The 26,571-nt window shown below is 33.5% G+C and carries 24 protein-coding genes and 1 riboswitch; of the genes, 6 read left to right on the top strand and 18 right to left on the bottom strand.

The annotated features are described in order from the left end of the window. The first annotated feature begins 1 nt into the window (after position 1). The gene (locus CLOLE_RS08175) at positions 2-955 is read left to right on the top strand and encodes an ABC transporter permease (protein WP_013656626.1); all 954 of its coding nucleotides are present in this window, start codon (positions 2-4) and stop codon (positions 953-955) included. Between the two features lie 46 nt (positions 956-1,001). Here the strand turns inward: CLOLE_RS08175 and proC are convergent, their stop codons facing one another. The 3 genes from proC to CLOLE_RS08160 all read right to left on the bottom strand — a co-directional run bounded on the left by proC (position 1,002) and on the right by CLOLE_RS08160 (position 5,022). Next, the gene (gene proC, locus CLOLE_RS08170) at positions 1,002-1,796 is read right to left on the bottom strand and encodes a pyrroline-5-carboxylate reductase (RefSeq protein ID WP_013656625.1); all 795 of its coding nucleotides are present in this window, start codon (positions 1,794-1,796) and stop codon (positions 1,002-1,004) included. 75 nt (positions 1,797-1,871) lie between these two features. Then, on the bottom strand, positions 1,872-2,918 hold the full coding sequence (locus tag CLOLE_RS08165) for an HD-GYP domain-containing protein (RefSeq protein ID WP_013656624.1): 1,047 nt from the start codon (positions 2,916-2,918) through the stop codon (positions 1,872-1,874). Positions 2,919-3,054: 136 nt separating this feature from the next. After that, positions 3,055-5,022 (bottom strand): YgiQ family radical SAM protein, encoded by a 1,968-nt coding sequence (locus CLOLE_RS08160; protein WP_013656623.1) that lies wholly within the window; start codon positions 5,020-5,022, stop codon positions 3,055-3,057. A gap of 205 nt (positions 5,023-5,227) precedes the next feature. On the opposite strand from CLOLE_RS08160, the gene CLOLE_RS24030 reads away from it, so the two are divergent. Then, positions 5,228-5,746 (top strand): putative ABC transporter permease, encoded by a 519-nt coding sequence (locus CLOLE_RS24030; protein ID WP_013656622.1) that lies wholly within the window; start codon positions 5,228-5,230, stop codon positions 5,744-5,746. Positions 5,747-5,750: 4 nt separating this feature from the next. Here the strand turns inward: CLOLE_RS24030 and CLOLE_RS21795 are convergent, their stop codons facing one another. The 3 genes from CLOLE_RS21795 to CLOLE_RS08140 form a co-directional block, all read right to left on the bottom strand. After that, the gene (locus tag CLOLE_RS21795) at positions 5,751-6,827 is read right to left on the bottom strand and encodes a C39 family peptidase (RefSeq protein ID WP_013656621.1); all 1,077 of its coding nucleotides are present in this window, start codon (positions 6,825-6,827) and stop codon (positions 5,751-5,753) included. 128 nt (positions 6,828-6,955) lie between these two features. After that, on the bottom strand, positions 6,956-7,546 hold the full coding sequence (locus CLOLE_RS08145; protein WP_013656620.1) for an NUDIX hydrolase: 591 nt from the start codon (positions 7,544-7,546) through the stop codon (positions 6,956-6,958). Between the two features lie 17 nt (positions 7,547-7,563). Continuing rightward, the gene (locus tag CLOLE_RS08140; protein ID WP_013656619.1) at positions 7,564-8,622 is read right to left on the bottom strand and encodes a peptidyl-prolyl cis-trans isomerase; all 1,059 of its coding nucleotides are present in this window, start codon (positions 8,620-8,622) and stop codon (positions 7,564-7,566) included. Between the two features lie 212 nt (positions 8,623-8,834). Here CLOLE_RS08140 and CLOLE_RS08135 point away from each other — a divergent pair, with 212 nt between their 5' ends. Further along, positions 8,835-10,103 (top strand): ArsB/NhaD family transporter, encoded by a 1,269-nt coding sequence (locus CLOLE_RS08135; protein WP_013656618.1) that lies wholly within the window; start codon positions 8,835-8,837, stop codon positions 10,101-10,103. A gap of 39 nt (positions 10,104-10,142) precedes the next feature. After that, on the top strand, positions 10,143-10,616 hold the full coding sequence (locus CLOLE_RS08130) for a hypothetical protein (protein ID WP_013656617.1): 474 nt from the start codon (positions 10,143-10,145) through the stop codon (positions 10,614-10,616). 76 nt (positions 10,617-10,692) lie between these two features. Here the strand turns inward: CLOLE_RS08130 and nadC are convergent, their stop codons facing one another. The 11 genes from nadC to CLOLE_RS08075 form a co-directional block, all read right to left on the bottom strand. Then, positions 10,693-11,544 (bottom strand): carboxylating nicotinate-nucleotide diphosphorylase, encoded by an 852-nt coding sequence (gene nadC / locus CLOLE_RS08125; RefSeq protein WP_013656616.1) that lies wholly within the window; start codon positions 11,542-11,544, stop codon positions 10,693-10,695. Further along, on the bottom strand, positions 11,507-12,820 hold the full coding sequence (locus CLOLE_RS08120) for an L-aspartate oxidase (RefSeq protein WP_013656615.1): 1,314 nt from the start codon (positions 12,818-12,820) through the stop codon (positions 11,507-11,509). Before CLOLE_RS08120 ends, nadC begins: the two co-directional genes overlap by 38 nt. A gap of 1 nt (position 12,821) precedes the next feature. After that, complete coding sequence (gene nadA, locus CLOLE_RS08115) at positions 12,822-13,736, bottom strand: quinolinate synthase NadA (protein WP_013656614.1); 915 nt, start codon at positions 13,734-13,736, stop codon at positions 12,822-12,824. 207 nt (positions 13,737-13,943) lie between these two features. Continuing rightward, positions 13,944-14,753, bottom strand: coding sequence for a MetQ/NlpA family ABC transporter substrate-binding protein (locus CLOLE_RS08110; protein ID WP_013656613.1), 810 nt, complete (start codon positions 14,751-14,753; stop codon positions 13,944-13,946). A 27-nt stretch (positions 14,754-14,780) separates the two neighbouring features. Further along, positions 14,781-15,440 (bottom strand): methionine ABC transporter permease, encoded by a 660-nt coding sequence (locus tag CLOLE_RS08105; protein WP_013656612.1) that lies wholly within the window; start codon positions 15,438-15,440, stop codon positions 14,781-14,783. Position 15,441: 1 nt separating this feature from the next. After that, positions 15,442-16,455 carry a methionine ABC transporter ATP-binding protein gene (locus CLOLE_RS08100; RefSeq protein ID WP_013656611.1) on the bottom strand — a complete coding sequence of 338 codons (1,014 nt, stop codon included), beginning with the start codon at positions 16,453-16,455 and terminating at the stop codon, positions 15,442-15,444. 89 nt (positions 16,456-16,544) lie between these two features. Next, a riboswitch (SAM riboswitch) is annotated at positions 16,545-16,650 on the bottom strand. A gap of 54 nt (positions 16,651-16,704) precedes the next feature. Continuing rightward, entirely contained in the window at positions 16,705-17,358 is a 654-nt protein-coding gene (locus CLOLE_RS08095; RefSeq protein ID WP_013656610.1) for a deoxynucleoside kinase, read from the bottom strand. A 257-nt stretch (positions 17,359-17,615) separates the two neighbouring features. Continuing rightward, positions 17,616-18,608 carry a hypothetical protein gene (locus tag CLOLE_RS08090; RefSeq protein WP_013656609.1) on the bottom strand — a complete coding sequence of 331 codons (993 nt, stop codon included), beginning with the start codon at positions 18,606-18,608 and terminating at the stop codon, positions 17,616-17,618. A gap of 152 nt (positions 18,609-18,760) precedes the next feature. Next, a complete protein-coding gene (locus CLOLE_RS21790; RefSeq protein WP_013656608.1) occupies positions 18,761-19,666 on the bottom strand; it encodes a DUF445 domain-containing protein in 906 nt (301 codons plus the stop codon). Positions 19,667-19,906: 240 nt separating this feature from the next. After that, positions 19,907-22,009, bottom strand: coding sequence for an N-acetylmuramoyl-L-alanine amidase family protein (locus tag CLOLE_RS21785; protein WP_013656607.1), 2,103 nt, complete (start codon positions 22,007-22,009; stop codon positions 19,907-19,909). A 189-nt stretch (positions 22,010-22,198) separates the two neighbouring features. Then, positions 22,199-22,924, bottom strand: a complete 726-nt coding sequence (locus tag CLOLE_RS08075; RefSeq protein ID WP_013656606.1) for an HAD-IB family hydrolase — start codon at positions 22,922-22,924, stop codon at positions 22,199-22,201. A 222-nt stretch (positions 22,925-23,146) separates the two neighbouring features. Between CLOLE_RS08075 and CLOLE_RS21780 the strand changes: the two genes are divergently transcribed. Together CLOLE_RS21780 and CLOLE_RS08065 are read left to right on the top strand one after the other, a co-directional pair. After that, complete coding sequence (locus CLOLE_RS21780) at positions 23,147-24,028, top strand: putative ABC transporter permease (protein ID WP_013656605.1); 882 nt, start codon at positions 23,147-23,149, stop codon at positions 24,026-24,028. Next, entirely contained in the window at positions 24,028-24,516 is a 489-nt protein-coding gene (locus CLOLE_RS08065; protein WP_013656604.1) for an HD domain-containing protein, read from the top strand. Before CLOLE_RS21780 ends, CLOLE_RS08065 begins: the two co-directional genes overlap by 1 nt. Positions 24,517-24,652: 136 nt before the next feature. Here the strand turns inward: CLOLE_RS08065 and CLOLE_RS21775 are convergent, their stop codons facing one another. Beyond that, entirely contained in the window at positions 24,653-26,440 is a 1,788-nt protein-coding gene (locus CLOLE_RS21775; RefSeq protein ID WP_013656603.1) for a peptidoglycan DD-metalloendopeptidase family protein, read from the bottom strand. Between the last annotated feature and the right edge of the window lie 131 nt (positions 26,441-26,571).

The raw sequence follows: 26,571 nt of genomic DNA, 5'->3' as shown, positions 1-26,571 counted from the left end.
CATGTGGCAAATAATAGAACAAATTTTCCCTTATGCCATTGCCTTTACCATTCCCCTTTTAATTGTTGCTTTAGGTGGGCTTTTTTGTGAACGTAGTGGGATTGTTAATATCGGTCTAGAAGGACTTATGATTATTGGCTCTTTTGCTGGTGGCATAACTATTTCTTTATTACAAAATCGTTTTGGTACAGCCACTTGGACTATTTATGTTGGGCTTTTAGTAGCTATTATAGCCGGTGCTATTTTTTCTTTACTACATGCTTTTGCAAGTATTAATTTACAAGCAGATCAAACCATTAGTGGTACAGCTATTAATATGATTGCTGCTGGTCTTACTATTTTCTTAGCTAGAAATATAACTGGTAGTGGAAACATTGTCTTAACTGTTGGTTTAGCAAAACAAAATGTAAAAGTACTTTCTAGTATTCCAATTCTGGGGCCTCTTTTCTTTACCAATAGCTATTCTACAACTTGGTTAGTACTCCTAATCTTAGCCGTTTTCACTTATCTTCTTTATAAAACCTCTTTTGGATTACGTTTACGTGCTTGTGGTGAGCATCCTCATGCTGCTGATGCAGCTGGTATTAATGTAAGCCGTATGCGTTATTTAGGTGTTATTATTTCTGGTGCTTTTGCAGGTCTTGGTGGTGGTATTTACCTTGTTACTTTTGCAGGAGAATTCAATGGTAGTGTATCTGGTTTAGGCTTCTTAGCTATTGCAGCTTTAATCTTCGGACAATGGAAGCCTTTAGGTGTCCTTGCTGCTACCCTTTTCTTTGGTTTTGCAAGTACTGTTTCCAATGTATCACAGGTTATTCCTGGGCTAGCTACTATTCCACCTGTTCTTCTTAAGATTTTCCCATATGTCATCACACTTATTGCTCTAATTATTTTCTCTAAAACAACTAGAGCACCAAAAGCAGCGGGAGAACCTTTTGATCCTGGTAAACGCTAAATAAAAAACCAGCATCATTATGCTGGTTTTTTATTATTTAAATAATCTACATACCTTTAGCTTTTTTAGTACATGCCTTCATTGCTTCAAATATAGTGCTACGCAGTCCTTTTTCTTCTAATACGCGTACAGCTTCAATTGTAGTTCCTCCTGGAGAACAGACCATATCTTTTAATTCTCCTGGGTGTTTTCCAGTCTCTAATACCATTTTTGCACTTCCTAAAACAGCTTGTGCCGCAAATTCATAGGCTTGCTTTCTAGGCATACCATCTGCAACGGCAGCATCCGCCATAGCCTCTATAAACATAAATACATAAGCTGGAGAGCTACCACTTACTGAAACCACTACATCCATTAAATGTTCATCTACTACTTCTACTTTACCAAAGCCTTCTAGTATTTTACAAATATAACGTAATTCATCCTCTGTCACTTCTTTGTTCTTGCATACTGCTGTAATACCTTCTCCTACCAGAGCAGGTGTATTAGGCATTGTACGTACGAGCTTAAGTGTTTTTCCAAATAAATGCTCTAAACGCTCTATAGTTTGTCCTGGTGCAATAGTAACTATAATTTGATGTGATTGCACTCCATCCTTAATCTCTTCAATAACACTTCCATAATACTGTGGTTTTACTGCTAAAACAATTACGTCTGCTTGTTTTGCTACAATTTTATTATCTGTTGTAGTGCTAATTCCTAAACTATCTTCTATAGCTTTTAAGCAAGCTTCACTTGCATCTGACGCAATGATTTCTTCTTTATTAAAAATACCATTTGCCAAAATACCGCCTAGCATAGCTTTAGCCATATTACCTGCTCCAATAAACCCTATTTTCATTTCATTTTCTCCTATCTTTTATTCTCTATTTTAGTCTTTCACTTTTATATTGTCTACCTGTAAAATATTTATTTCTTATATCTCAAGTTCAGCACGATCTGTAACACAAATACTTAGCTCATCCTGTAAATTAATTTTGTATCCAGATTGCTTATTGGTTTCCTCTATCACTCTAACAAGCGGCCTCTTAATATCTTTAGCATAATTTTTCTCAACAATAGCCATTTGTCCTGTATTTAACTTGACTATAGATCCTACTGGATAATAAGCAAAAGTGCCTTCAATAATACTTCTAATCTTAGAGTTAATCGGCTCTGTTTGAGCTACAGCAAATACCTCATTAATAGGTAATCCCTGTCTATAGCAACGATCTGATATAAGTGCATGATACAAATCACATGCGCCAACTATTTTAGCTCCAATATGTAAGTCTGTACCTTTTCCTAAAGGATAACCAGAACCATCTTCTCTTTCATGATGACATAGGACTGCTAATTTAGTTACAGCATTAAACTCTGCTCTGTCTTTGATCATTTTATAACCAATCTCTGTATGTGTTTTGATTAAATTATATTCCTCTGATGTTAATTTATCTGGCTTATTTAAAATATCCTTTGGTAAAATCATCTTACCAATATCATGAATTAAAGCCCCCATGACAATCTGCTCTTTCAAATAGAGGTTAATCCCAAGCTTATTGCATACCAATGTAGTCAAAATAGCTACTGCTATGCAATGTTCATACGTATACTGATCATTCACCTTTAAATCTTGCAGCTCACAAATAAGTTCTTTTTGCTGAATTTCTTGAATTAATAAACTAGATACTTCCTTTAAACAACCAATGTCCACTTGTAAATTCTCTTGTAGTTTTTCAAACTCTTGCTGAATATCTTTTCCTATTTTTCTTCGAATTTGAGGGGAGATAATTTCTATAGGTTCTATTCCTTTAGATAATTCATCTTCTATATAAACTTCAAAAATATTCCGTTCTAATAACTTTTGCTTAAAAACTTCTCTGAAATGTGTATCTTCTCTTAATAATAGACCACCATCATAGCTAATAATGTCCCTTGCTATAATATCACCATTTTTTAATCTTTTTGTTGGTACCAATCTCATAGGTCCACCTCAGTCCTGCCTAGTTTACTCATTTATTTATCTTTAAATTATACCATAATTTACTAACTAGTCCAATAAAACAACGTCATTTGAAAGCTTTTTATTGCCTTTCAAATGACGTCTATTCTATCACAACTTAGTATTTACTTTTTCTTTTAGTTGAGCTCGTTTTATACGAAATTGCTTTTTCTTTACCCTTACCTTTCTTTCCTTGGCCTACATTATTTTTAGATTTTGAATTGCCATTCTGCCTATTTTTAGTATTATTTTTTGAACCCTTAAAGTTTCCTTTTGCTTGCGAGCTTTCTTTAGGCCTAATCAAACATTTTGGGCCATACCCTATCAAGTCTTCTCTACCTGCTTCTACTAAAGCTTCATAAACAATCTCATACTTTTTAGGGTTACGATATTGTAAAAGTGCACGTTGCATTGCTTTTTCTCTTTTTGTTTTAGGCACATAAACAGGTTTTAGCGTCCTAGGGTCAATTCCTGTATAAAACATGGCTGTTGATAATGTTCCTGGTGTTGGATAAAAATCTTGAACTTGCTCTGGTTGATAATGAATATCTCTTAAATATTCAGCCAGCTCTATGGCATCTTGCAAACGGCTACCTGGATGGCTAGACATCAGATACGGAATAATATACTGCTTTTTGCCTAACCTTTTATTAATGGCATAAAACTTATCACAAAAATCATCAAATATTTTACCTGAAGGTTTACCCATATAAGCTAATACTTCTTTTGAAATATGCTCTGGTGCCACCTTAAGTTGCCCACTTACATGATGTTCCACTAACTCTTCGAAAAACTTATCATTGTTTTTATCAGCCATGACATAATCATAACGAATACCTGAACGAATAAAAGCCTTTTTGACACCTGGAATGTTTCTCACCTTGCGTAATAGTTGTAAATATTCTTCATGGTCCTTATGCATAGCTTTACATGGACCGGGTGTTAAACATTGCTTATTTTTGCAGGCACCGTGTTCTAATTGCTTTGAACAAGCTGGCCCTCTAAAGTTAGCTGTAGGTCCTCCCACATCATGAATATAGCCTTTAAAATCTGGCATATGTGTAATAGCTTCTGCTTCTTCTACAATGGATTCCTGACTTCTACTAGTTACAACTCTTCCTTGATGAAGCGTAATGGCACAAAATGAACAGTTACCAAAACAGCCTCTTGAGCTTACTAAGCTAAACTTAACTTCTTCAATGGCTGGAACACCACCCTCTTTTTCATAAATAGGATGATAGTTCTTCATATAAGGTAACGCATAAACTTCATCTAACTCTTCTCTTACAAGTGGCTTTTCTGGTTTGTTTTGGACCACATATTTCCCATTATGCTCTTGTACTAAGGTTACTCCCCTAGCATGATCTTGCTCGTCTTCTTGCATTTTATAGGCCATAGCATATTTAATCTTATCTTCACAAACCTCTTTATAAGAAGGAAGTAATTTGTAATCATAAACTTCATCTAGACTATCTACCATATAGCAGGTTCCATCTAAATAGCGAATATATTTTGCTGCTAACCCATCATTAAGAGCTTCTGCCACCTTAACAATCTGCTTTTCACTCATGCCATAAACAAGAAGATCAGCCCCACTATCTACTAAAATCGATTTACGTACCTTATCACTCCAATAATCATAATGTGCAAAACGTCTTAAACTAGCTTCAATACCACCTATAACAATATCCACATCTTTATAAGCTTCCCTAATTTTATTACAATACACAATAGTAGAACGGTCTGGTCGTAATCCCATCTTACCCCCTGGTGAATACATATCCTTTTCCCGAAGGCGTTTGCTTACTGTGTAGTGATTGACCATTGGGTCCATATTGCCCCCATTTACTAAAAAAGCTAATCTAGGTTTCCCTAGTTTCATAAAGTCAGCTGTATCCTTCCAATTAGGTTGCGCAATAATGCCTACTTTATATCCAGCATGTTCTAATACTCTAGAAATAATTGCCGTTCCAAAGCTATGATGATCTATATAAGCATCAGCTGTTACAAGTACAAAATCGCATTGCTCCCAGCCTCTTTTTTCCATATCTTCTTTGCTAATAGGTAAGAAGTCTTTTTCTGTCATTAATTCACCTACTTTTGATTAATTTTTATCAGTTTACCCTTGATTATAACACTATAATCAGCTAACCGCCAGCTAGGGTTGACATTTTCCACCTATTTCTTCTTTATTTAGTGAATAACGTATTTTTTTGAGGCCTTTGTGCATACTACTTTTATGTTATTAAAAAACTGATTCTTTTTTAATTGGAATAGGAGTATGATAAACAATGACAACTTTTCGTATCCTCTTTTTTTATTTTATTGTTTATAGCTTTTTAGGTTGGATTATTGAGGGCTTATTTAACCTCAGTAAAAATGGTAAATTTACAAAACCTAATTTCTTAAAGCTTCCTTTAAAACCTATGTATGGCTTTGCCTCTACTTTACTTGTCATGTTAGCCCCTCTTATCCCTATGTGGTTATTTGTTCCTTTATGTTTTATTATTCCTTCATTTATTGAATATCTATCTGCATATCTTCTAGATAAGTTTCTTGATTTGCGGTATTGGAATTATGAGCACAAATCTTATCAGTTTCACGGATATGTTTGCTTAGAATTCTCTTGTTACTGGCTTCTTCTCTCTCTTCTTCTTATTTTCTTTGTTCAGCCATATATCTTAACTTTATATATGCTTGTTGCTAAAGCCTGGGGCTTTGTAGCTGCATTTATATTTCTTATAGTCCTATGGGACTTTGTAACCACACTATTAAAAAACACGCATCGTTGTAAGAATATGCTCTCTTAGCAAACTAAGTATTTTCTATGATTGATGGGGTGCACGGAAGTTGCACCTCTAATGCATCTTCATTGATTTCATATTCTAAAGAACTAAAGATCAATAAATCTTTCAAATTAACCCTCGTTATTCCTGCTTCTAACTCATAATAAATTTTGATTTTTGTTCCATCTTCTAAGTAGCCTACGCCTATTCCCTCTTTCTCTTTTAGTTGAATTACATTTTGTACATTAGGTATTTGCCACTCACAAGCATTTTCTACATAATGATATTGGGTTATAATTCCTAGTTCATCTAGATAACATAATGGTACTAAAATTTCGCCTTGCTTCATAAGTACTGTTTTTGCACCTTCTAATGGCACTTCTTGTTCATTAACAATCAGCTTTAACGGGATTGCTTCTGGTAATATAGCTATAGCTTGTTTTCCTAAGCTATTATATCTATTATTCACTACTGTTCTTAAAAATTTCTTTTCCTTTCCTGAGTATGGATCATTCATATAAATCCATTTATCATCATAGCCTACGATTACTAATGCATGTTCATTATTAGGCCACCAAAAAGTTTCTCCTGTTTCTAAAAGCCAACTTTGCGTATAACTAACATTAGCCATATTAATAGTAGCCCATATCATAACAGGCCGACCTTCTTTTACTACTTCTAAAAGCTGTTCCAAACTTTTTCCTCTTAAATCTTGACTTCTTCCAGGTAAATAGTTTTCTATAACCTTTAGAATCGGTTCAGCATATACACCATAACTATGACGAGAATACGGATTACCTATAAAGCCTTCATTAGGATGTCCTCCTCGTTTTTTACCTTGATTATAATGAGGCAATGATATCTTAGGTAAGACATCTGCGACCTCCTGCTTACTTACAACTAATCCACTATGATTAAAAATCATGGTTAATGCTGTGGCTTCACAGCCTGTAGGTAATTGCGGATACTGGCAAATAATCGGTACCCCTTTTAACCTCATTTGATTCATTTCCATTTTCTCTTTTCCATAAGTAACAATAGCTATACTACATAAAATGCCAATTAGGAATGTTTTAAATAAAGTCTCTGAAAACTTTTTTAACATGTCTTTCTCCTCTTGTTTTCCCATATTTTAACATTTATACTATAGCACATTTTTTCCATTTTTTGTAATTTTTTTAACAAAAAAAGAAGCTAGTAAGCATTTCTATGCTCATTAGCTTCCTTTTTATACTAATCTTTAATAAATTCTTGTAAAATCATATAAGCCTTTATATCCATTTTTTCATTACCTTGAAGAAGTTCTTTTGCTTTTTCTTTTGAAACAAGTATAGGTGTGATATCCTCATCAGCTTCTAAATAATCTTTAGAAATTTGTCCACTACAAGTGCCATAAACCAATGCTACAGATTCTTCACTCATTCCTGGTGATAAATAGCTACATGCTCTACTTTTCTCTTTATCTACCTGAGCAAGTGTAAGACCTGTTTCTTCTTTAAGTTCTCTTACTGCAGCTTCCATTGGTTTCTCATTTGCATCAATAAGACCAGCTGGTAACTCATAAATATAATCATTAAGCGGTACTCTAAACTGACGTATTAACACCAATTCCTTAGTTTCCTCATGATGTACTACTAGAATAACAGCATCAACGTGTTCTTCCTCTTGTTTGAAGTACTGTCCACTTAATGTATCATAATCTTTACGCGATGCAATAATCCAATGTTTTTCTTCACCTAACTTATTCTCATATTGGCAATCATATAAATTTAAAAAAGAAGTCTTTACCAATTGGGTCAGTTTTTGTAGTTTTACAGTTTTCATAAGCTGCTCCTTGTATCTTATTGCATACGGTCCTCAAATTTTTCAATTTTAGCTGCTTTTGTCCACTCTTCTAGTTTTGCATTATAGTAAGCATTTTTTTGTTCATTTTCTAAAGTTGTTGTAATTTGTGCTTTAACATCTTCTAATGGTTTTACCTCTTTATCTTTAATACCTTCTACTTTGATAAAGTGATAACCAAAGCTACTTTTTACTGCCTTAGAAATTTCTCCTTCTTTAACCTCTTTTGCTCCTGCTAAAAAGGCTGTATCATAATTAGGTTGCTCATATTGTACAAAACCTAAATCCTCCACAACATACATATTTGTGTCAATACCATCTGCTGTATATTTAGTTTTTAACTCATCAAAAGTTGTACCATCCGTAATTTCCTTTTCAATCGTCTTAACAGCTTCATCACATTTCTTTTTATAATCATCTGTATCTGTATCTGCTACCTTTACAAGTATGTGCTCCATATTAGCACCTGCGCCTGTAGTAAAAGAGTCTATATTTTCATCATAATATTTTTTGACATCTTCATCAGTAACTTTAATTTCGCCTTCTTGCATTTTCTCTTGTACTTTTGATAATGCTTCATCTTCTTTGATTTGAGCTTTATATGTTTCTGTTGTAAAGCCATTAGCTTTAATAACTTCTTGTACTTGTTCTTCACCATAAGTACTTACTAGGTCACTGTAAATTTTCTCTACTTCTTCATCTGTACAAGTAATATTTAATTCTTTTGCTTTTTGTTTAAGAAGTTCTCTGTTAATAAGCCCTGTTAATAAACCTGGTTTTTGTTGTTTTAAGAAAGTTAACATCTCTTCACTTTCTCCATAATAAGATTGATACTCAGCTACCATACTATTATATACTTTATCTAAATCGCCTTGAAGAATTTCTACACCATTAACAGTAGCAAGTACTGTTTTAGCTGCCTCACTATCTGTACCTGCTGTTTCATTTGTTCCTGCTGTAGTCTTAGTATCTTCTGTTTTCTTTTCTCCACAAGCCACCATACTCACACTAAGCATCGCTACTAAACCACACATCATTAGTTTTTTTACTATTTTCATCTTTATTGGCCTCACTAACTTTTTATTATTTTCTTTTTACTATTCTAACATAAGTATTATTGCTTTTCCATGTTTTCAAAAGCAACTACTATATTATAATACAGTGTTGTAAATATGTCATGTGTATAAAACCTGTTAAAAAAAGTTATTCTATAGGTAACAACAACCGGTAACAACAACCTATGACTAATCTATTTAAAGGAGCTTATACAATGAATGCTTCAATTTTAATTGCAAGCCTAATTTTTATTATCGTTATTCTTTGCATCATGTCGGAAAAAGTTAATCGTACTTTAGCTGCTATGGGTGGTGCTATGGCAATGGTACTAACAGGTATTTTACCAGCTGATGCTGTCTCTAGTACAATTGACTTTAATACTATAGGCGTCTTAATAGGTATGATGCTAGTTGTCTCTACTATAAAAAATTCTGGACTTTTCGAGTACTTAGCCATCTATACTGCTAAACTTGTTAAAGGTGATGCTTGGAAAATACTTATTGGCTTTGCTATTATTACTGCTATTTTATCAGCTATTTTAGATAATGTGACTACCGTTTTACTTATCGGCCCGATGACCTTAGTTATTACTCAAATATTAAAAATTAATCCGATCCCCTTTCTTGTCACAGAAATTATTGCTTCTAATATAGGTGGTACCTCTACGCTTATTGGTGATCCTCCCAATATTATGATTGGTAGCGCTGCAGGATTAGGCTTTCTAGATTTTGTAGTCAATCTAGGCCCAATTATTATTGTTATTCTCGTAATCACCTTAGCTTTACTTTATTTCATTTATCGTAAACAATTAGTCGTCCAAAAAGAACAAAAAGAAGAAATCATGGCATTAGATGAAAAAAAAGCCATTACAAACCATCCTTTACTTGTAAAAAGTATTATTGTTATTTTTCTTATTCTTCTTGGTTTTATTTTTCATGAAAACATTGGCATATCTTCCAGTATTGTAGCACTAACAGGTGCTACTCTTATCTTACTCATCAGTGGACAAGATATCGAGGAAATCTTCTCCAGCATTGAATGGCCTACTATTGCTTTCTTTGCCGGACTTTTTGTCCTTGTAGGTGGCCTTGAAGCTGTAGGAATTATAGAAAATATAGCCAATTACTTATTACGTATTACTGCTGGCCATCCTACTTTAACCGTTATTTCACTTCTTTGGCTTTCTGCCATTGTCTCTGGCTTTTTAGACAATATTCCTTTTGTAGCAACACTCATTCCACTAGTCCTTACCATGGGTAAAGGCGGGGTTAATACTTGGCCCCTTTGGTGGGCTATTTCTCTAGGCGCATGCCTAGGTGGCAATGGTACTTTAATAGGTGCTTCTGCCAACTTGGTTCTAGCCAACATTGGTGCCCGCAATGGTCATAAAATTTCCTTTAAATATTACTTGAAAATTGGATTTCCTTTAATGATTGTTTCTATTGTTGTTTCTACCCTCTATCTTCTAATCTTTTATGTATAATCTTACTTTAACTTACTATTATAGAAAGAAGGCAACCTAATGGATCTTAGTGTCAATGCAACAACGGGCGATATGCTTTTAGTTCCTTTAAAACAACTGGGTGCTACGGATATCATAGATATTAATAGCCGCCTCTATTATATCAAATTTAAACTTAAAAAGAATATTACGGTCTCTTATGTATATAATATTAACGCAAAAAGTAAGTATTTTCTACAGCGTATTTCCCCCTATCCTCTCCCAAAGGGACTTTTTACAAACCATGATGAAATTATAGACTTTATTAAGCGTGATATTCGTAAATTCAAAACTGCATGTAATAGTTCTAATTTTGAGCTCTTTTTAGGGATTACTAATACGCTAGGTTATGTCTCTAGTGATATAGAATCTTTGTTTTTAAATTATAATATTCCAAAAGAACAACTTGATCAATTTTATCATCAACTTCATCAATTAAGCGACTTAGTTCATCAAATGAAAGCTAAAAGTACTCATATCATATTAAAGGATTAACGAAAAAAAGCTATTGCATGGGGTTATGGAACTGCCTCCATACGCCTTACGCAACAGCCTTTTTAGTGAATCTCTATTATATATGTTTAAGATGCTTTAAGGAAAAATCCAAAATTGGAGAAGAATGAGTCAATGCGCCACAAGAGACATAGTCTACACCTGCAGCTGCAATAGCTTTTAAACGCTCTTTATTGACATTACCAGAACATTCTGTCTGAGCTCTATCTCCTATAAGTACCACTGCTTGCTTCATAGTTTCTAGATCCATATTATCTAGCATAATAATATCTGCTCCTGCTTCTAGAGCTTCTTTCACCATGTCTAAATTTTCCACTTCCACTTCTATTTTACGTACAAAAGGTGCATATGCTTTGCAAGCTCTAACTGCAGCTGTAATACTACCTGCTGCCCCTATATGATTATCTTTAATAAGTACACCATCTGTTAGATTAAAGCGATGGTTAGTTCCTCCCCCTACTTTAACTGCATACTTTTCAAATACCCTCATACCTGGCGTCGTTTTTCTCGTATCAAGTAACGTCGTCTTTGTACCTTTTAATTCCTCAACCAATTCATGAGTAAAGCTAGCTATACCACTCATACGTTGTAAATAATTTAAGGCTGTACGTTCTCCGGAAAGTAGTACTCTAATATCACCTCTTATACTAGCAATAATCTCTCCTTTTTTAACTTCATTCCCATCTTTATAACTTGTTTGCATCTCAATATTTCCTAGTAATTCAAAGGTACGTCTAAAAACACTAAGGCCTGCTAATATGCCATCCTCCTTACAAATAAGTTGCACTTCTCCCTGTTGCTTCTCTTTCATAATTGCCATAGTCGTTACATCTTCGCTGGTGATATCTTCTTTGATTGCATTTAATATATGCTCATCCACATTTATATTGTTTATGAAACCATCTAACATAAAAATTTTCATCCTTTCTTTTGATTGCTTCTAATAAAAGAGTCTCGTAATTTGCTTTTATCTCTTCTATAGATTCCTCAATGATAGGAATCCCTATAGGCCCTTTGGCCAAAAACATATCACTTGCTTTTATATCGAGTGCAACTTTTTTAGCAAATACTAAACCTTCCAAAAGTGAATTACTTGCTAGACGATTAGCTCCATGTACACCTGTACGGCTTGTTTCTCCAACCGCATATAAATGTTTAAGTGATGTTCTTCCCCTAAGGTCAACTGCAATACCACCCATAAAATAGTGTTGAGCTGGTGTAACAGGAATATCCTCTTTGGTTAAATCATACCCTTCTTCTTTACAAGCCTCATATATATTAGGAAAGCGCTTTTTAATATATTCTCCATCTAAGTGCTTCACACTTAAGTACACATGATCTGTTTGAAATTTAAGCATTTCTTCACTTACTCTAGCTGATACAATATCTCTTGGCAATAACTCATCTACAAAACGTTCTCCTTTAGGATTGAGCAAATACGCGCCTTCTCCTCGTACAGCCTCAGAGATTAAAAAGCGTTTCCCTTGTTTTTGACTATAGAGGGTTGTAGGATGAATCTGGATGTAGTGAATATCTGCTACTTGTATCTGATGTTTTAATGCAATAGCTACTCCATCACCTGTTAGATGTGAAAAATTGGTGCTTGCTTTAAAAATACCCCCTATACCACCTGTAGCAAGTACAATATCCTTGGCATAAACGGCATGGTAACTTCCTTTATAATAGACCATTACACCATATGCTGTTTTATTATTTTTAATCAAATCTACTAGTGTACATTGTTCTAATATCTCGATATTAGCTCTTTGTTTAACGGCAGCTAAAAGTTTACTTGTAATTTCTTTTCCTGTTACATCTTTGTGATGTAAAATGCGATTCGTGCTGTGTGCTGCTTCTTTTGTGTAAACTAGTTCACCTTTTTCCTTGTCAAAATCTACACCTAAAGCAATTAACTCATTAATGATTTCTCTAGATTCTCGAATCATGGTTTCTACAGCTGTTCTATCATTTTCATATTTTCCTGCTTTTAAGGTATCTTCTACATAACTTTCAAAATCCCCTGCATCTTTTAAAACACAAATGCCCCCTTGTGCTAAAAAAGAGTTACTTTCTTCTAATTGACCTTTGGTAATCATTAAGATGTTTACAGTCTCAGGTAAATGAAGTGCACAAAATAATCCTGAAACACCTGTCCCTACAATGACTACATCATATGCTTGTTTCATTTTATTTTGCCAATTGATGCATCTTACTAAGAGCACCTTCTGCCTTTCTTCTCATTTCTTCGTCTAATTCAATAGGATGCTTTAATGTATCTAGGGCATGGTAGACATCCTCTAAACTAATGCGTTTCATATTAGGACAAAATTGTCTGTGACCTACGGCATAAAATTGCTTGTGAGGATTTTTCTTTTTAAGTTCATATAGAATACCCATTTCAGTCCCAATAATAAATTTCTCAGCAGGGTCATGAGTAGCGTAATCAATAATACCTGAAGTGCTTCCTACATAATCTGCTAATTCTGTAATGACTTTAGGGCACTCAGGATGAACTAGAACCTTGGCCTCTGGTTGCGCAGCCATAGCAGTCTTTAAACTTTCTACTGTAATACTTGTATGTACATGACAAAAACCATCATTAAAAATGAAATTTTTTTCTGGTAATTGCTCAGCAATATAACGACCTAAATGTTCATCTGGTATAAAGAAAATATTTTTTTCGGGTAGCTGACCCACAATCTCTAAAGCATTAGAGGAAGTGACGATCACATCGGCTTCTGCTTTAATCTCTGTGGTTGAGTTAATATAGCATACCACCGCTAAATCTTTATAAACAGCTCGCATTTCTCTAATCTTTTCTATTTCTATCATATGAGCCATTGGGCAATCAGCATGCTCCTCTGCCATAACTACCTGTTTATAAGGATTAAGAATCTTAGCACTTTCCCCCATAAATCTAACACCGCAAAATATAATCAGTTGTTCTGGTCTATCCATGCATACTTTGCTTAAATAATAAGAATCTCCTACGTAATCTGCTATTTCTTGCACGGCATCATCTACATAATAATGTGCTACAATAAGTGCATTTTTTTGTTTTTTTAAAGACCTAATTTGCTCTATTGTATTAACTACATTCATTTTCTCGCCTCACTTATCAAGTTATACTTTATTTAATATAACATCATCCTCTCAAATAATCAATACATGTGTAAAGACACCTACTAAGTCATTTTGTTGAATTCAAATTTTTTCCTATTTAATGTTATTAATCTCATAGCATGGTACTAAATAAAAAAGAGCTGTTGTATTAGCAAATAAAATTGCTAATACAACAGCTCTTTTTCATTAATTTAAGCTTACCACTGAACCTTGGTACTTCTCTGCAATAAAGTCTTTTACTTCCTTGCTTCCTAAAGCTTCAATAAGTGCTTTAATATCTTCTCTATTTTCGTTGCCTTCACGTACAGCTAAAATATTAGCATAAGTTTGAGCCATAAAAGAATCTGCGGCTTCTTTTGCTAAAGCATCTTCTTCTATATCAAGACCACCTTGAAGTGCATAGTTACCATTAATAACTGCAAAATCCACGTCTTGAAGTGTACGTACAAGCTGAGCTGCGTCAATCTCTACAATTTCAACGTTATACGGATTTGAAGTAATATCTGTTTTAGTTGCTGCTAAACCTGCTGACTCATCTACTGTAATAATACCTTGGTCTTGAAGAAGCATTAAAGCTCTAGCTTCATTAGTTGTATCATTTGGCACAGCAATTTTAGCTCCATCTTTGATATCATCTAAACTAGATGATTTCCCTGGATAAATACCCAATGGCTCATAATGAATAGCTGCTACTGATACGAGGTGTCCACCATTCTTACTATTAAAATCATCTAAATATGGTTTATGTTGAAAATAATTAGCATCTAATTCTTTATTTTCAAGTGTTAAGTTTATTTGAGAATAATCGGAGAACTCCTTAATTTCAAGCTCATAGCCCTTTTCTTTTAAAATAGGTTTAGCTACTTCTAAAATTTCTGCATGAGGTGATGTAGTTGCCCCTATAACAATTTTATTACTTATTTCGCCTTTACCACACCCCGCAAAAAATGAAAGTGATAATATAGATACTAAACTTAAAGTTAATAATTTTTTCATTATATTTCCCCCTGTTTTCATTAAAATTTATTTTCTTTTATCCTGCTTTTTTGCTATTTTCATTCCTATACCCTGAATACATTGAACGATAATAATTAATAAGATTACCGTTACTAACATCACTTCTGTTTGATAACGATGAACACCATAACGAATTGCTACATCTCCAAGTCCACCACCACTTGTAAAACCAGCCATTGCTGAATAGCCTAAAATAGTTGTAGCTGTAATAGAAGCACCTATCCATAAAGAAGGTTTCGTTTCAGGTAACATCACTTTCCAGATAATTTGAAAAGGTGTAGCTCCCATAGAAAGAGCTGCTTCGATAATGCCGTGATCTAATTCTTTAATAGAAGACTCTACCATTCGCCCGATAAAAGGGGCTGCTGCTACAACTAAAGGTACAACAGTTGCTGTTGACCCTATAGTGGTTCCCACCACCCATCTTGTAAAAGGTTGAATAAAAATAAGTAGAATCAAGAAAGGTACTGAGCGTGTTATATTGACTATCACATTTAAAATGCTGTTAAGCCATTTACTAGGCAATAAATTTCCTTTTTCTGTAACAACTAAAGCTATACCCAAAGGTAAACCTATCATATAAGCTAATAAAGTAGAAAATAAGGTCATGTATAAGGTCTCGAATATCCCTATTGTAATGGTCTTAATCATTTCAACATCCCACATTTTACATAACCTCCTCTACAATTAATTCTCTTTGTCTTAAGTAATCTAAGACACGCATTGCTTGACTTGTATCCTCTGGCAATTGAAGTACCATTTGTCCCATTGCTTTATCTCCTACCTGTTTCATATCTGCATAGATAATATTGACATGAGCTTTACACTCTAAAATCATACTTGCTATAGCTGGATCATAAGCTGAACTGCCATCAAAAATAATGCGTGCACATTTCGTGCCTATGTACTGACTAGGTGGCATGCCATTTGGATAAACGAGTTGCTGCCCTACTTGACTTTGAGGATGAGTGAACACTTCTTCTACTGTTCCAACCTCTACAATTTGACTATCTGCAATAATGGCAACATGAGAACAAATCTCCTCTACAACCTTCATTTCGTGGGTAATAATAACAATGGTAATACCAAACTTCTGATTAATTTCTTTTAGCAATGCTAAAATAGATTGAGTTGTACTTGGGTCTAAGGCTGATGTGGCTTCATCACATAAAAGCACCTTAGGATTAGTAGCTAATGCCCTAGCAATGGCTACTCTTTGCTTCTGCCCTCCTGAAAGCTGTGAAGGATATGATTTCGCTTTATCACTTAACCCAACTACCGCTAATAACTCTTTAGCTTTTTCTCTTGCTTCTTTTTTCTTCATACCTGCAATTTCTAATGGAAAACAAACATTATCTTCTGCTGTACGTTGCATTAACAAATTAAATTGTTGAAAAATCATACTCATAGACTGTCTGGCTTTCCTAAATTCTACCGCACTTAATGTACCTAAATCTTTTCCATCAAAGTATACTTTACCTTTGGTTGGCTCTTCTAGATAATTAATACATCTTACGAGGGTACTTTTTCCAGCGCCACTCATACCAATGATGCCATAAATGTCTCCTTTATAAATATCTAAATTAACATCTTTTAATGCCGTGAATGTTCCTTGATCTACTGAATAGGTTTTACTTAAATTCTGTAAAGATATAATTGGCTGATTGAATACTTTCTCCATTTTTTCCTCCTTCTAGAAACAAAGTAAACCTCTCTTATTTTTAATGATCACTAAAAATAAGAGAGGTTTACTTTGCTTTGATTCATCCGCCCTTATCTTCCAGAACCTTAGGTCCTGCAGGAATTAGCACCTTTCACTTAAGTGTGGTTGCTGAGGTATCATAGGGCCTGTTCCCTTCACCTCTCTAGATAAGCTTTTCTATTGATACTTAGTATAATCATGTTAATTTGAAAAGTCAAGAAATAATTTCTATTTTTTTCTAATCATCTTTAATTTGCTTTCTACTAATGCTAATACTTCTAACGCATCTTCCCTGCGGCTTACTACATCATAGCGATCCATATCAATGACTACAACTTCACTGGCATGATAATGACTCATCACCCATTCATCATATCCTTCCCATAGTTGTCTATAATAAGCTTCAAGCTGTGCATCTAATTCATAGCTTCTACCACGTTTCATAATACGCGATAGCACTGTTTCAAATGACCCCTTTAAATAAATCATTAAATCAGGTGCTTTCTTAGGAAGTTCCTTTAACTCTTGCATCATATTATCTAACAAACGATCATACATTTGAAATTCTAAATCCGAGATTCTTCCTAGGTCATTATTAACTTTAGCAAAATACCAATCCTCATAAATACTACGATCAAGTACGTTATTATCATGATACAATGCACTTTTAATACTTCTAAAACGTGTATCTAAAAAATGTAATTGTAATAAAAAGGGATATCTTTTCTTTTCTATTTCTTCTTCACTTGAAGTATAAAAAAGAGGTAAAATTGGATTATTATCTACACTTTCATAAAATACTTCCGTTCCAAAATGCTCTCCTAAAAGCTCTGCAACACTGGTTTTTCCCAGACCTATCATCCCACCAACAACTAGCAACATTCTTCACCTATCCTTCTCACTTATCTCAAAACAACTTCTTCTATCATAAGTGTTTACATAATCATTGTCAATTGATTGATAGGCATGTTTCATTTGGACTTATTTTCATAACATTATAGACTTACTTTTAAAATCATAACCTTCTGCTATTACTAAATCACTTATCATCTATTTACAATTCTTTATTATCTATTATCATGTGATTACATCAAAAAACTGTGTTTAAAAGCTCTCACTTTTAAACACAGTTTTCTATCTTACTTCCAATCTTTCAAAATGTTGATATTACTTGCTTCATAAACTGTATCACGCCTAAAATTACCAGTTTCTTCATCATAAACACAATCAAATGTCATCATACCGGCTCCAGCTTTATACTGAACTAATACATGTACTCTTTCATAATCGTTATAATCTATATAAACTAAATATTCTAAGCCGCCTAATTGAATATAACTTTTTTCAAATAACGGATAAATATCATCACCTTTTTTGACAACTAAGGTCCAAACTTGGCCATCATCTAAAAAATAACTGCCATCATCTGTTATTTCTCCTTGACAGTAGACCTCAATGGTTTCATTGCTACCATCTAAATCAAAATCTACATCAAAACTACTAAAACGATTTAAACCTTCTAAATATGTAGCATCTTGAATAGGTGTAATCATTTCGCCTGAATGGGGCATCCCCATATCATCTGTTTCAAGCTTTAGATATTCAATACCTTCATGACCATTTTTTCCATCTTCAGCTATAACATAGTCAATACTTTTATTTTTGTAGGTCACTGTAATCATAATCTGTGGAATACCTTCTGGTCTTACAGCATACAGAAGTAGACCATAACCTTCTGGTGTTCCTTCTTTTGCATATAAGGTATCTTTTGCAATAAAGCGTTCACCTGTATACTCTACTTTGCTAATTGTAATTTTTGAACCGTTATATTTGGGTATAATCATTAGATTATCTTTTGTATCCATCTGCTTATAGGTTTCTACTTGAGGTAAGCTATTGATGGCTTCCTGATCTGGCGCATTAATAACTAGCCCTAGTTCAGTAATATTATTATTATATTTTTCAAAAGCGCTATTATAGCTACTTTCTGTCGTTTCTGCTGTGGCGGTAGGTGACGGGCTTTCAATTTCCTGTGTTGGCTTTGGCCCATTCTCCCCATTACAACCTACTAAAAATGTACTTACAATTAAACTCATAATGAGAAAAACTGCCCATTTTCTTTGCTGTCTCATTGTCCATCTCCCTTCCTGTTATTGCGACTTTATATACTTCCTCTTATTGAATCTTACCACTAATCCTAGGTTTATTCAACACTATTCTAGTCAATATGCCTATCCCCTATGAAAATCAGCACTTTTTCTAATCATAAATAACTTTTTATCTCTTAGAAAAAACTCATTACACACCCCATAATACCACCAAGTAAAGCACCTAACCATACTAGCCTATTAAGTTCTTTATTCATAATCTCAAGAATTAAATTTTCCATTTCTAAAGTATCAAATGCCATAATGCGTTCTTCTATCATCTGAGCTAAATCTAACTTTTCAAGAGCAGTACTAAGCCCATTCCTTACCAAACCTTCATAAGATTTAATGACTACTTTTTTGATGATGTCTCTATAGGGATCTAGCTTGGTTACCCAATCTCCCACCGAGGTTTCTTTCAGGTTATTACTTTCCTCCTCTACAGCTTGTCTTATAATTCCTTCTGCCTCATCTACAATCATTTGAGAAATAGCCGGTTCAATCTTATCACCTAGACTATCTAACATTTGGTCTTTTACTAGAAAACTCATAGGTCCTAATAAGTGGCTTAATGCACCACCTTTTAACGTTCCTATTAATTTATCTACAATGATCTTGCCTATTTCCATATTAACAACCTTTGTATAAATAAGAGAAGTGGCATTTTCTTCGGCTTCGCATAATAAAAAAATAGCCCTTTCTTTACCCAAAAATTCGTTTCCTATTTCTCCTAATTTTTTGTCATTAGCTTGGTACGTGTCAATATAGTAGTCTACCTTTTCTTCTAATCTCTCATATATTTCTGGTTTTAATAGTGCTTTTCTAAATACTTCTTCATTTAAAAGCTCCCTACTCACTACTCTTCCTATACTTTTGGCAAGACGTTTTTTTTCTTTTGGAATAACTCCTGGCGTAAAAGGTAATGTATAACCTCCTATAGTAATTGGATTTAATGGTCTAAATAACATCTTAATGGCAATACCATTTGTAATATAACCAATAATAGCACCTACTAAAGGGCCTAACAAAAAGTTCCAGTTCATCTCTTTCTCATCCTTTCCCTATGTATCTTTCATAAGCCTGTTGATTCTAACTTATTTTCTTACTTATTTCTAGTATTTCCCTTTTATTTACGACTCATACTTTATTTATCAATTAGTTTGTTTATACCATAGATTTATTAAAATTTCATGAAAATAAAGTGTAAAATAAAAGAGAAAGTATTCCTTCTATAAAGAATACTTTCTCTTTTATTTACTAATCTAATTTAACACACTAGGATGCTACAAAAATCTAAAGCTCTCTACAATACTTTCATAAATAGCCTGGGCCCATTTGTTTGTAAAGGCCGTACTATTAAGCAAAGCTGCTTCTGCTGAGTTACTAATAAACCCTGTTTCAATCAGTATTGCTGGCATATTGCTTGTACGTAAAACATATAAGTCTGAACGTGCTTTAATCCCCCTATTAATCATGCCACATTTATTAACTAAAGCGTTTTGTACAATTTGAGCCACTTGCTTTCCTCTTGTATCTGTAGTACTAGGGAAGTATAGTGTTTCTGCTCCTCTAATAGATGCTGAAGCTGAATTATTATGAATACTTACAAATAAATCCGCCTCGATATCATTGGCTAAAGCTGTTCTAAATTGGAGTGTTGGATAAACATCTGTTTCTCTTGTCATATAAACTTTAATTTGCGAATCGGCTTCTAATAACTTATAAAGTGCCATGGCTTGCTTATAGTTAATCCCTTTTTCTGTTAAACCATTACCTACTGCTCCACTATCAGAGCCACCATGACCTGCATCTAACACAACAATTTGATTATACTTTTCCTTTGGTCTAACCATTTGTAATGAAATTTTCCCATCTGATTCATAGAAATTATACGCATATACCTTTTGGGTTACTACTGTGATTTTAGTTGTTCCATTAGTAGCAACTTGTATTTTATTAATTCTTGTATCATTAATAACCATGTTATTATTTTTGAGGACACTGCTATAATCTTTGCCAAGATCAAATACTAACGTCTTATTACGATAATCATCTGTAACTTTAATAGCATTCTTATTTAAGCCAGGTATGTTAAAAAGTTGAATGGTAGGGTTATCGCCTGATACATATACTAAACTGTCTGTAACCTCTTCTACTGGAGGCACTTCTGTATAAGCAGATAAAGTAAGCGTTGCTCCTTGATAATCGCTAGTTAACTGGTAATCCACTTTTCCCTTAAGCCAAATACTACCTTTAACTTGATTGTCTTCACCGTTAATAGTTACCTTGTCAATATAGCGGCCATTTAATTGTGTCCAATTAATAGTTGTCTCTATTGTTGTATGCGGAACTGTAAAGTTTAATAGATTTTCTTTTTCATTATAATCTAGAATAATTTGATCTTTACTTAAGCCTTTATAATATAAAGTATCTGCCCCATTCTTTTGCATATATTTAATTTGTTCAATCTTTTGATTACTAAGCTGAACCATAATGCTACTTCTATCTTCACTGAACCCTGCCTTTACTAAAGCGCCTGATTTTAAATCCAGTACAACACGCGTTGTATCAGTTGTAAATTGACTAGTTCTAATATTTTTAATATAAGTATTATTAGTAGGAGAAATAGTGTTACTTAATTGACTTTTACTATTTCCTATATCAATAATCACTTTGCCTGCTTGTAACTCTATTTTTGCATTTGAAATAGGTGAAGCTGCGCTAATAAAAGTCGTATGTTGACCATTATTTTCATTCACTGATACTTCCATTACTTTCGTTTGACTGTATGATGCAGAAGGAAGTTCAATTTGGTGCTTGTTAGACGTCCCTATGTATTCTTCATTAGATATACTTGGCTTTTCCTCTTCTACTGGCGGTTCTTCTTCCACTGGTGGTTTTTCTTCTTCCGTTGGCGGTGATGTTGGTTCTGTAATAGATACCTGACGGTTGCTGCCATTCCAATCTACAATAAATCCTAGTTGCTCACTAATAAAACGAACTGGAATCATTACTTTATCATTAATAATCTTAGCTGGTACATCTAAGCTCACCGTTTTACCATTTAACCAGACTTCCTTCTGATTAACTGTTAAAAGCATGGTCGTATCCTTATATGCCACTGTTACTTGTTTTGCTTTTGCATCCCAGCTTACCTTAGCCCCCATTGGTGTAAATACTTCTCTAGCTGGTACTAACACCCTTCCTTCTAGTTGAATCGGATCCATTGTTGTTGCTATTTTATTGCCATTCACATAAAGTGATATAGCTGGTAAATTATATTCATGTGCCCTACCATCATATACAATAGTAGCAGCTGTCGTTGGCACTGCATTCGTGCAGAATAAAGTCGCTGCAAGTAGCATTATACCTAATTTTTTACTCATGATGTCACTCCTCCTTAATGAAAATACTTTTAGGCCACTGTAATTCTCTTCCATTATAACAAAAGCAGAGAAATATTACAAAGTTTTTTCATCAAAAAGTTAAGTTTTTCAACGTTTTTTAATGCATTTGTTTTCTATCCGTAACATTTGTTTAACATTTTTAATATTTAATTAATCCGAACAAATATACTAATCTATTAATTTTAAATTATTAATATCTAAATGATAAATAACATCCTTCCTCTCTACAATAATATTAATTTTTTTTCTGAGTACTTCATCCTGATTAATTTTACTAATTAGCTCTCTTGTGGGATTAATGGCATAAGGATGTCCTACCATACTTAACATCGTTAAATCTCCTGCCGTATCTCCATATGCGTAGCTTTTACTTAAGTCTATATCATACTTTTCCACCATTTCTAAAATAGCTTTTCTTTTGCTAACTGCATCCCACATCGGTACAATTGAGCCATTATAATAACCTTTTTCATCTAATTCATAAATGGTTCCTCTGTAATCATCCATCTCATATTTCTTAGACATTTCCTTAACTAGTTCACTAGGAGAACCTGAAATGGCAATAACCTTATTTTTTTCTTTTTGGTGCCATTTAATTTGCTGTCTTGAAAAAGTATACACACGCTCTCCTTTTTGCTGAATAACACGTCTTGCTACATAAGCCATTTGTTCAGCATTTAAGCCTTTTACTGCTTCTTTATAGATATCTACCATCTTTAAAAGATACGTATCATAGTCACCTACTCGCTTATCCCAATTCATATAAGCTGGCCTTACCTCACTATACCATTGACTGCCATCAATGTATTCATAGTTAATCATCTTCTTAAATACTTCTGTTATAAGACCTTCACGATAAATCGTCCCATCAATATCAAAAAATGCTGCAATCATATTTTTACTCCTTTATATTAACTAATATTTGCATATCTTCTTTTTATATATTATCATATTTACAAAACATTTATTATTTTTAAATACAATATGAATTATAAAGCTACATTTAAAAACAATAAAGAAAGACAACGTAACTATTAGTTAACTAAAATACTGCTGAACTTTTATTCTTCATCATTTATTTCATATACTCAATCTATATAAGAAAGGAAAGAATCTATGGCTTCTTTGTCTTCTACATCATTTTATGAACTTATCTATTATTTTTTTATATATAGTACTTTAGGTTGGCTTATGGAAACAACACTTAATTCTATTAAGCATAAAACATTTATTAATCGTGGTTTTTTAACTGGTTTTTATTGTCCTATTTATGGGGTAGGTATGTGTAGCATCTATTTATTCTGCTCACCTTTTGCTAGCAATCCTTTTTTAGTTTTTATAGTTGGCTTAGTTGTTGCTACCTTAATTGAATATATAACCGGTATGCTTATGGAAAAACTCTTTCATGCTTCATGGTGGGATTATAGCCATTTTAAATGTAATCTCAACGGCAAAATATGTCTTCGTATTTCCATTGCTTGGGGAGTACTTGCACTTGTATTTACTTGTTATATTCAGCCTTTTTTTGTAATACTCATTGGAAAAATCCCCAAAATACCTGGAATCATTTTTCTTTATACTTTAACGTTTCTTTTTATAATAGACTGCATTTTTAGTACCCATTCAGCCTTTAAACTTAGTACTAGAATGCCTTCATTAGCTATATTACGTAATGAACTGTCTACTATAATAGAACAAAGCAAGCTCTACACCACAGCTGAAGAATTAAGGAAATGGACTGAAACTTATAAATCTAATGTATCAATTTCTTATATTATGGAAAAACTTCGACTACAACTAACAGAAGCTAGTGATTCATCTTCTGAAAAATTACGTCAAGCTATTTCGGCTTTACACAAAAAGTATACCGAGCAAATTAACAAATATAGTTTAGGCGAAAAACGTTTACTTAAAGCATTCCCTAGACTCTCCTTATCTAAACTCAAAAAAAATAATTCCAAAAGCAAATCTACTCACTCTAGAAAGGAGGATTTGTAATGAGACTTAATGATGATGAAACCATCTACTTTAAAACAATCTTAGAAGAATTGATTAGATTACCTTATATTCAGCAGATGAAAAGCTATACCCAACATGGTCATACCTCCTGTTTGGATCACAGCTTATTCGTGGCCTACTATAGTTATTATCTTGCTCGACGTCTCCATTTAAGCACAGACTATAAAAGTATTATTCGTGGTGCTTTACTTCATGACTTTTTCCTTTATGACTGGCATGACAAAGGCGACCGTAAAGGTCTCCATGGTTTTACCCATCCTAAAGCTGCTCTTGCTAATGCAGAAAAGTATTTTTTGCTTAACGACAAAGAAAAAGATATTATACTAAAGCACATGTGGCCTTTAACAATTAAGCCACCTCGTTACAAAGAAACCTATATTGTATGTCTAGCTGATAAATGTTGCTCTACTATGGAAACTCTTAAAAAAGTGCCTTCTTCTCATGCTTTAAACTTGCAATTTTACTAAAATTATTCTTGCTTAGTTTCATTTATACAAAAAGAGTTACGATTTATCTATCGTAACTCTTTTTTGTATTATCAAATTTCATTCTTTCAATTGTTTTAATCGATTTAATTTATTGATTTAAAATTTTTGTATTAAACTAATACACACTAGTCGGATTAATAGGTGTTCCATTTTTTCTCACCTCAAAATGAAGATGGTTACCTGTAGAATCTCCTGTAGAACCTACTCCTGCAATGTTTTGTCCTTGTGAAACATAAGCTCCCACATTCACATATAAGCTACTACAGTGTGCATAATAAGTTTGATAGCCATTACCATGATCTATAATAATAAGTTTACCATAGCCACCATTATTATAGCCTGAATAAATAACTTGTCCTGCTGCTGACGCATAAATAGGTGTACCTGCTGATGCTGCATAATCTATTCCTTTGTGGAAGCTTCCCCATCTTGAACCATAACCAGATGAAACTCTTCCTGCACCTTTTAATGGATGAATAAATTTCCCTGAAGAAGTACTTGGTTTACTACTGCTTCCACTGTTACTTGAATTATTAGAACTACTTGAACTATTACTTGAACTACTTGAACTACTTCCATTATTACTTGAACTACTTCCACTATTGGTAGTTGGTTTAGTAACTACTGGTCTTTCTTTTGTTCCATAAGCAATGACTTTCGTTTTAGGTTCTTTTAATACTTTCTCAGAAATAGTTTGACGACTCACTTCCACACCATTCACCTTTGTTACTTCTACTGTAAGTTCTTTTAGTCCATCATTTCCTTCTTGATATATTTTAGTCTCATCTTTATATAAGTCAGAGAACTCAACATATTCTATTTCACCTGGGATAAGTTCTTTAAAAGTAGCTTCTTCTACTGTAGAAATAGATAAAATAGGTTTAGGTACTTCTAATTGAATAACATCCCCTATTTGCATTCTCGTTTCATCTACAATTTGAGAATTAAGTTCTAAAATTCTCTCCATGGTTGTCCCATGCTTAACTGCAATATCCCATATATTATCGCCTTCTTTTAATTCATAAGTAATGGTCTCATAACGCTTATCTAATAATACTTCTTTTGCTTTTTCTGCTGATAAAATCTCACTTTGATCAACATAAACATTGCGTACTGTTACTTCTTCATTAAAATCCAAACCATGCATTGTACGTTGAATCTTTTGACCTTCTTGCTTTTCAGTTTCTTCCGTTTCTTCTGCATTTTCTTCGACTTGAATGTTTCCTACAGATACTTTATTAGTTACCTCTTCTTGTGGCAATGCATCTGCTACTTCTACCTTTTCTATTTCTTGATTATTTGTAGTTGTTGTTACTTCAGTCGATTCTGTATTAGGCGACTGTGTAACTTGTGCTTCTGCTCTATTTTCTTCCTCAGCTCTTTCACCTTGACTAACTTCTGTTTCTCCTGATGTTTCAGTTTCTACAGTTGCAACTTCTAATGTTAACTGTCCTTTAGCTGGTAAATAAGCTTTAGCGATTTCTGTTAAGATTGTTTCTGCTGCACTTTGGCTATCTATAACCGCATAGCTGTTTCCGTCTACAAGTATTTCATATGCCTCTACACCATAGCTAATATTTTCACTTAAAGCTTTGACTAATTCATCATAAGTATTCATTTCTGATGCCTTACTATGTATGGGCTCTAATTCAAGGGTTTCATTAACTGCTATGTCTACCCCTATATCTTTCTTAAGCGATGTTACAAGTTCTTCATAAGCTGCTGTAGCTTGTTCTTTTTCTTTTACGACAGCCACTACCTCACCATTTACAGAAAGTGCATAAGCATTTTTTCTAGTATTATACCAAAGTAAGCTTCCACCCACCAAAGTAATGACTACACCACCTATAATCATTTTATTTACTTTTTTATTATTTTTAATCTGTTCCACAAAGGACGGCATATTGCTCACCTTCTCTTACTTTTAATTTGAGTTCTAGCTATATCAAGCTATCTCTGCCATTTTATCTTATAAATGTTACGTAAATATTAACTAACGATTAACTAACATTATGTATTACTGGTAATTTATTC

The sequence above is a fragment of the Cellulosilyticum lentocellum DSM 5427 genome (assembly GCF_000178835.2).
GTDB lineage: Bacteria > Bacillota > Clostridia > Lachnospirales > Cellulosilyticaceae > Cellulosilyticum > Cellulosilyticum lentocellum.
Note: the sequence above shows the minus strand (reverse complement) of the source record. Positions and strands in the feature narration are given on the sequence as shown.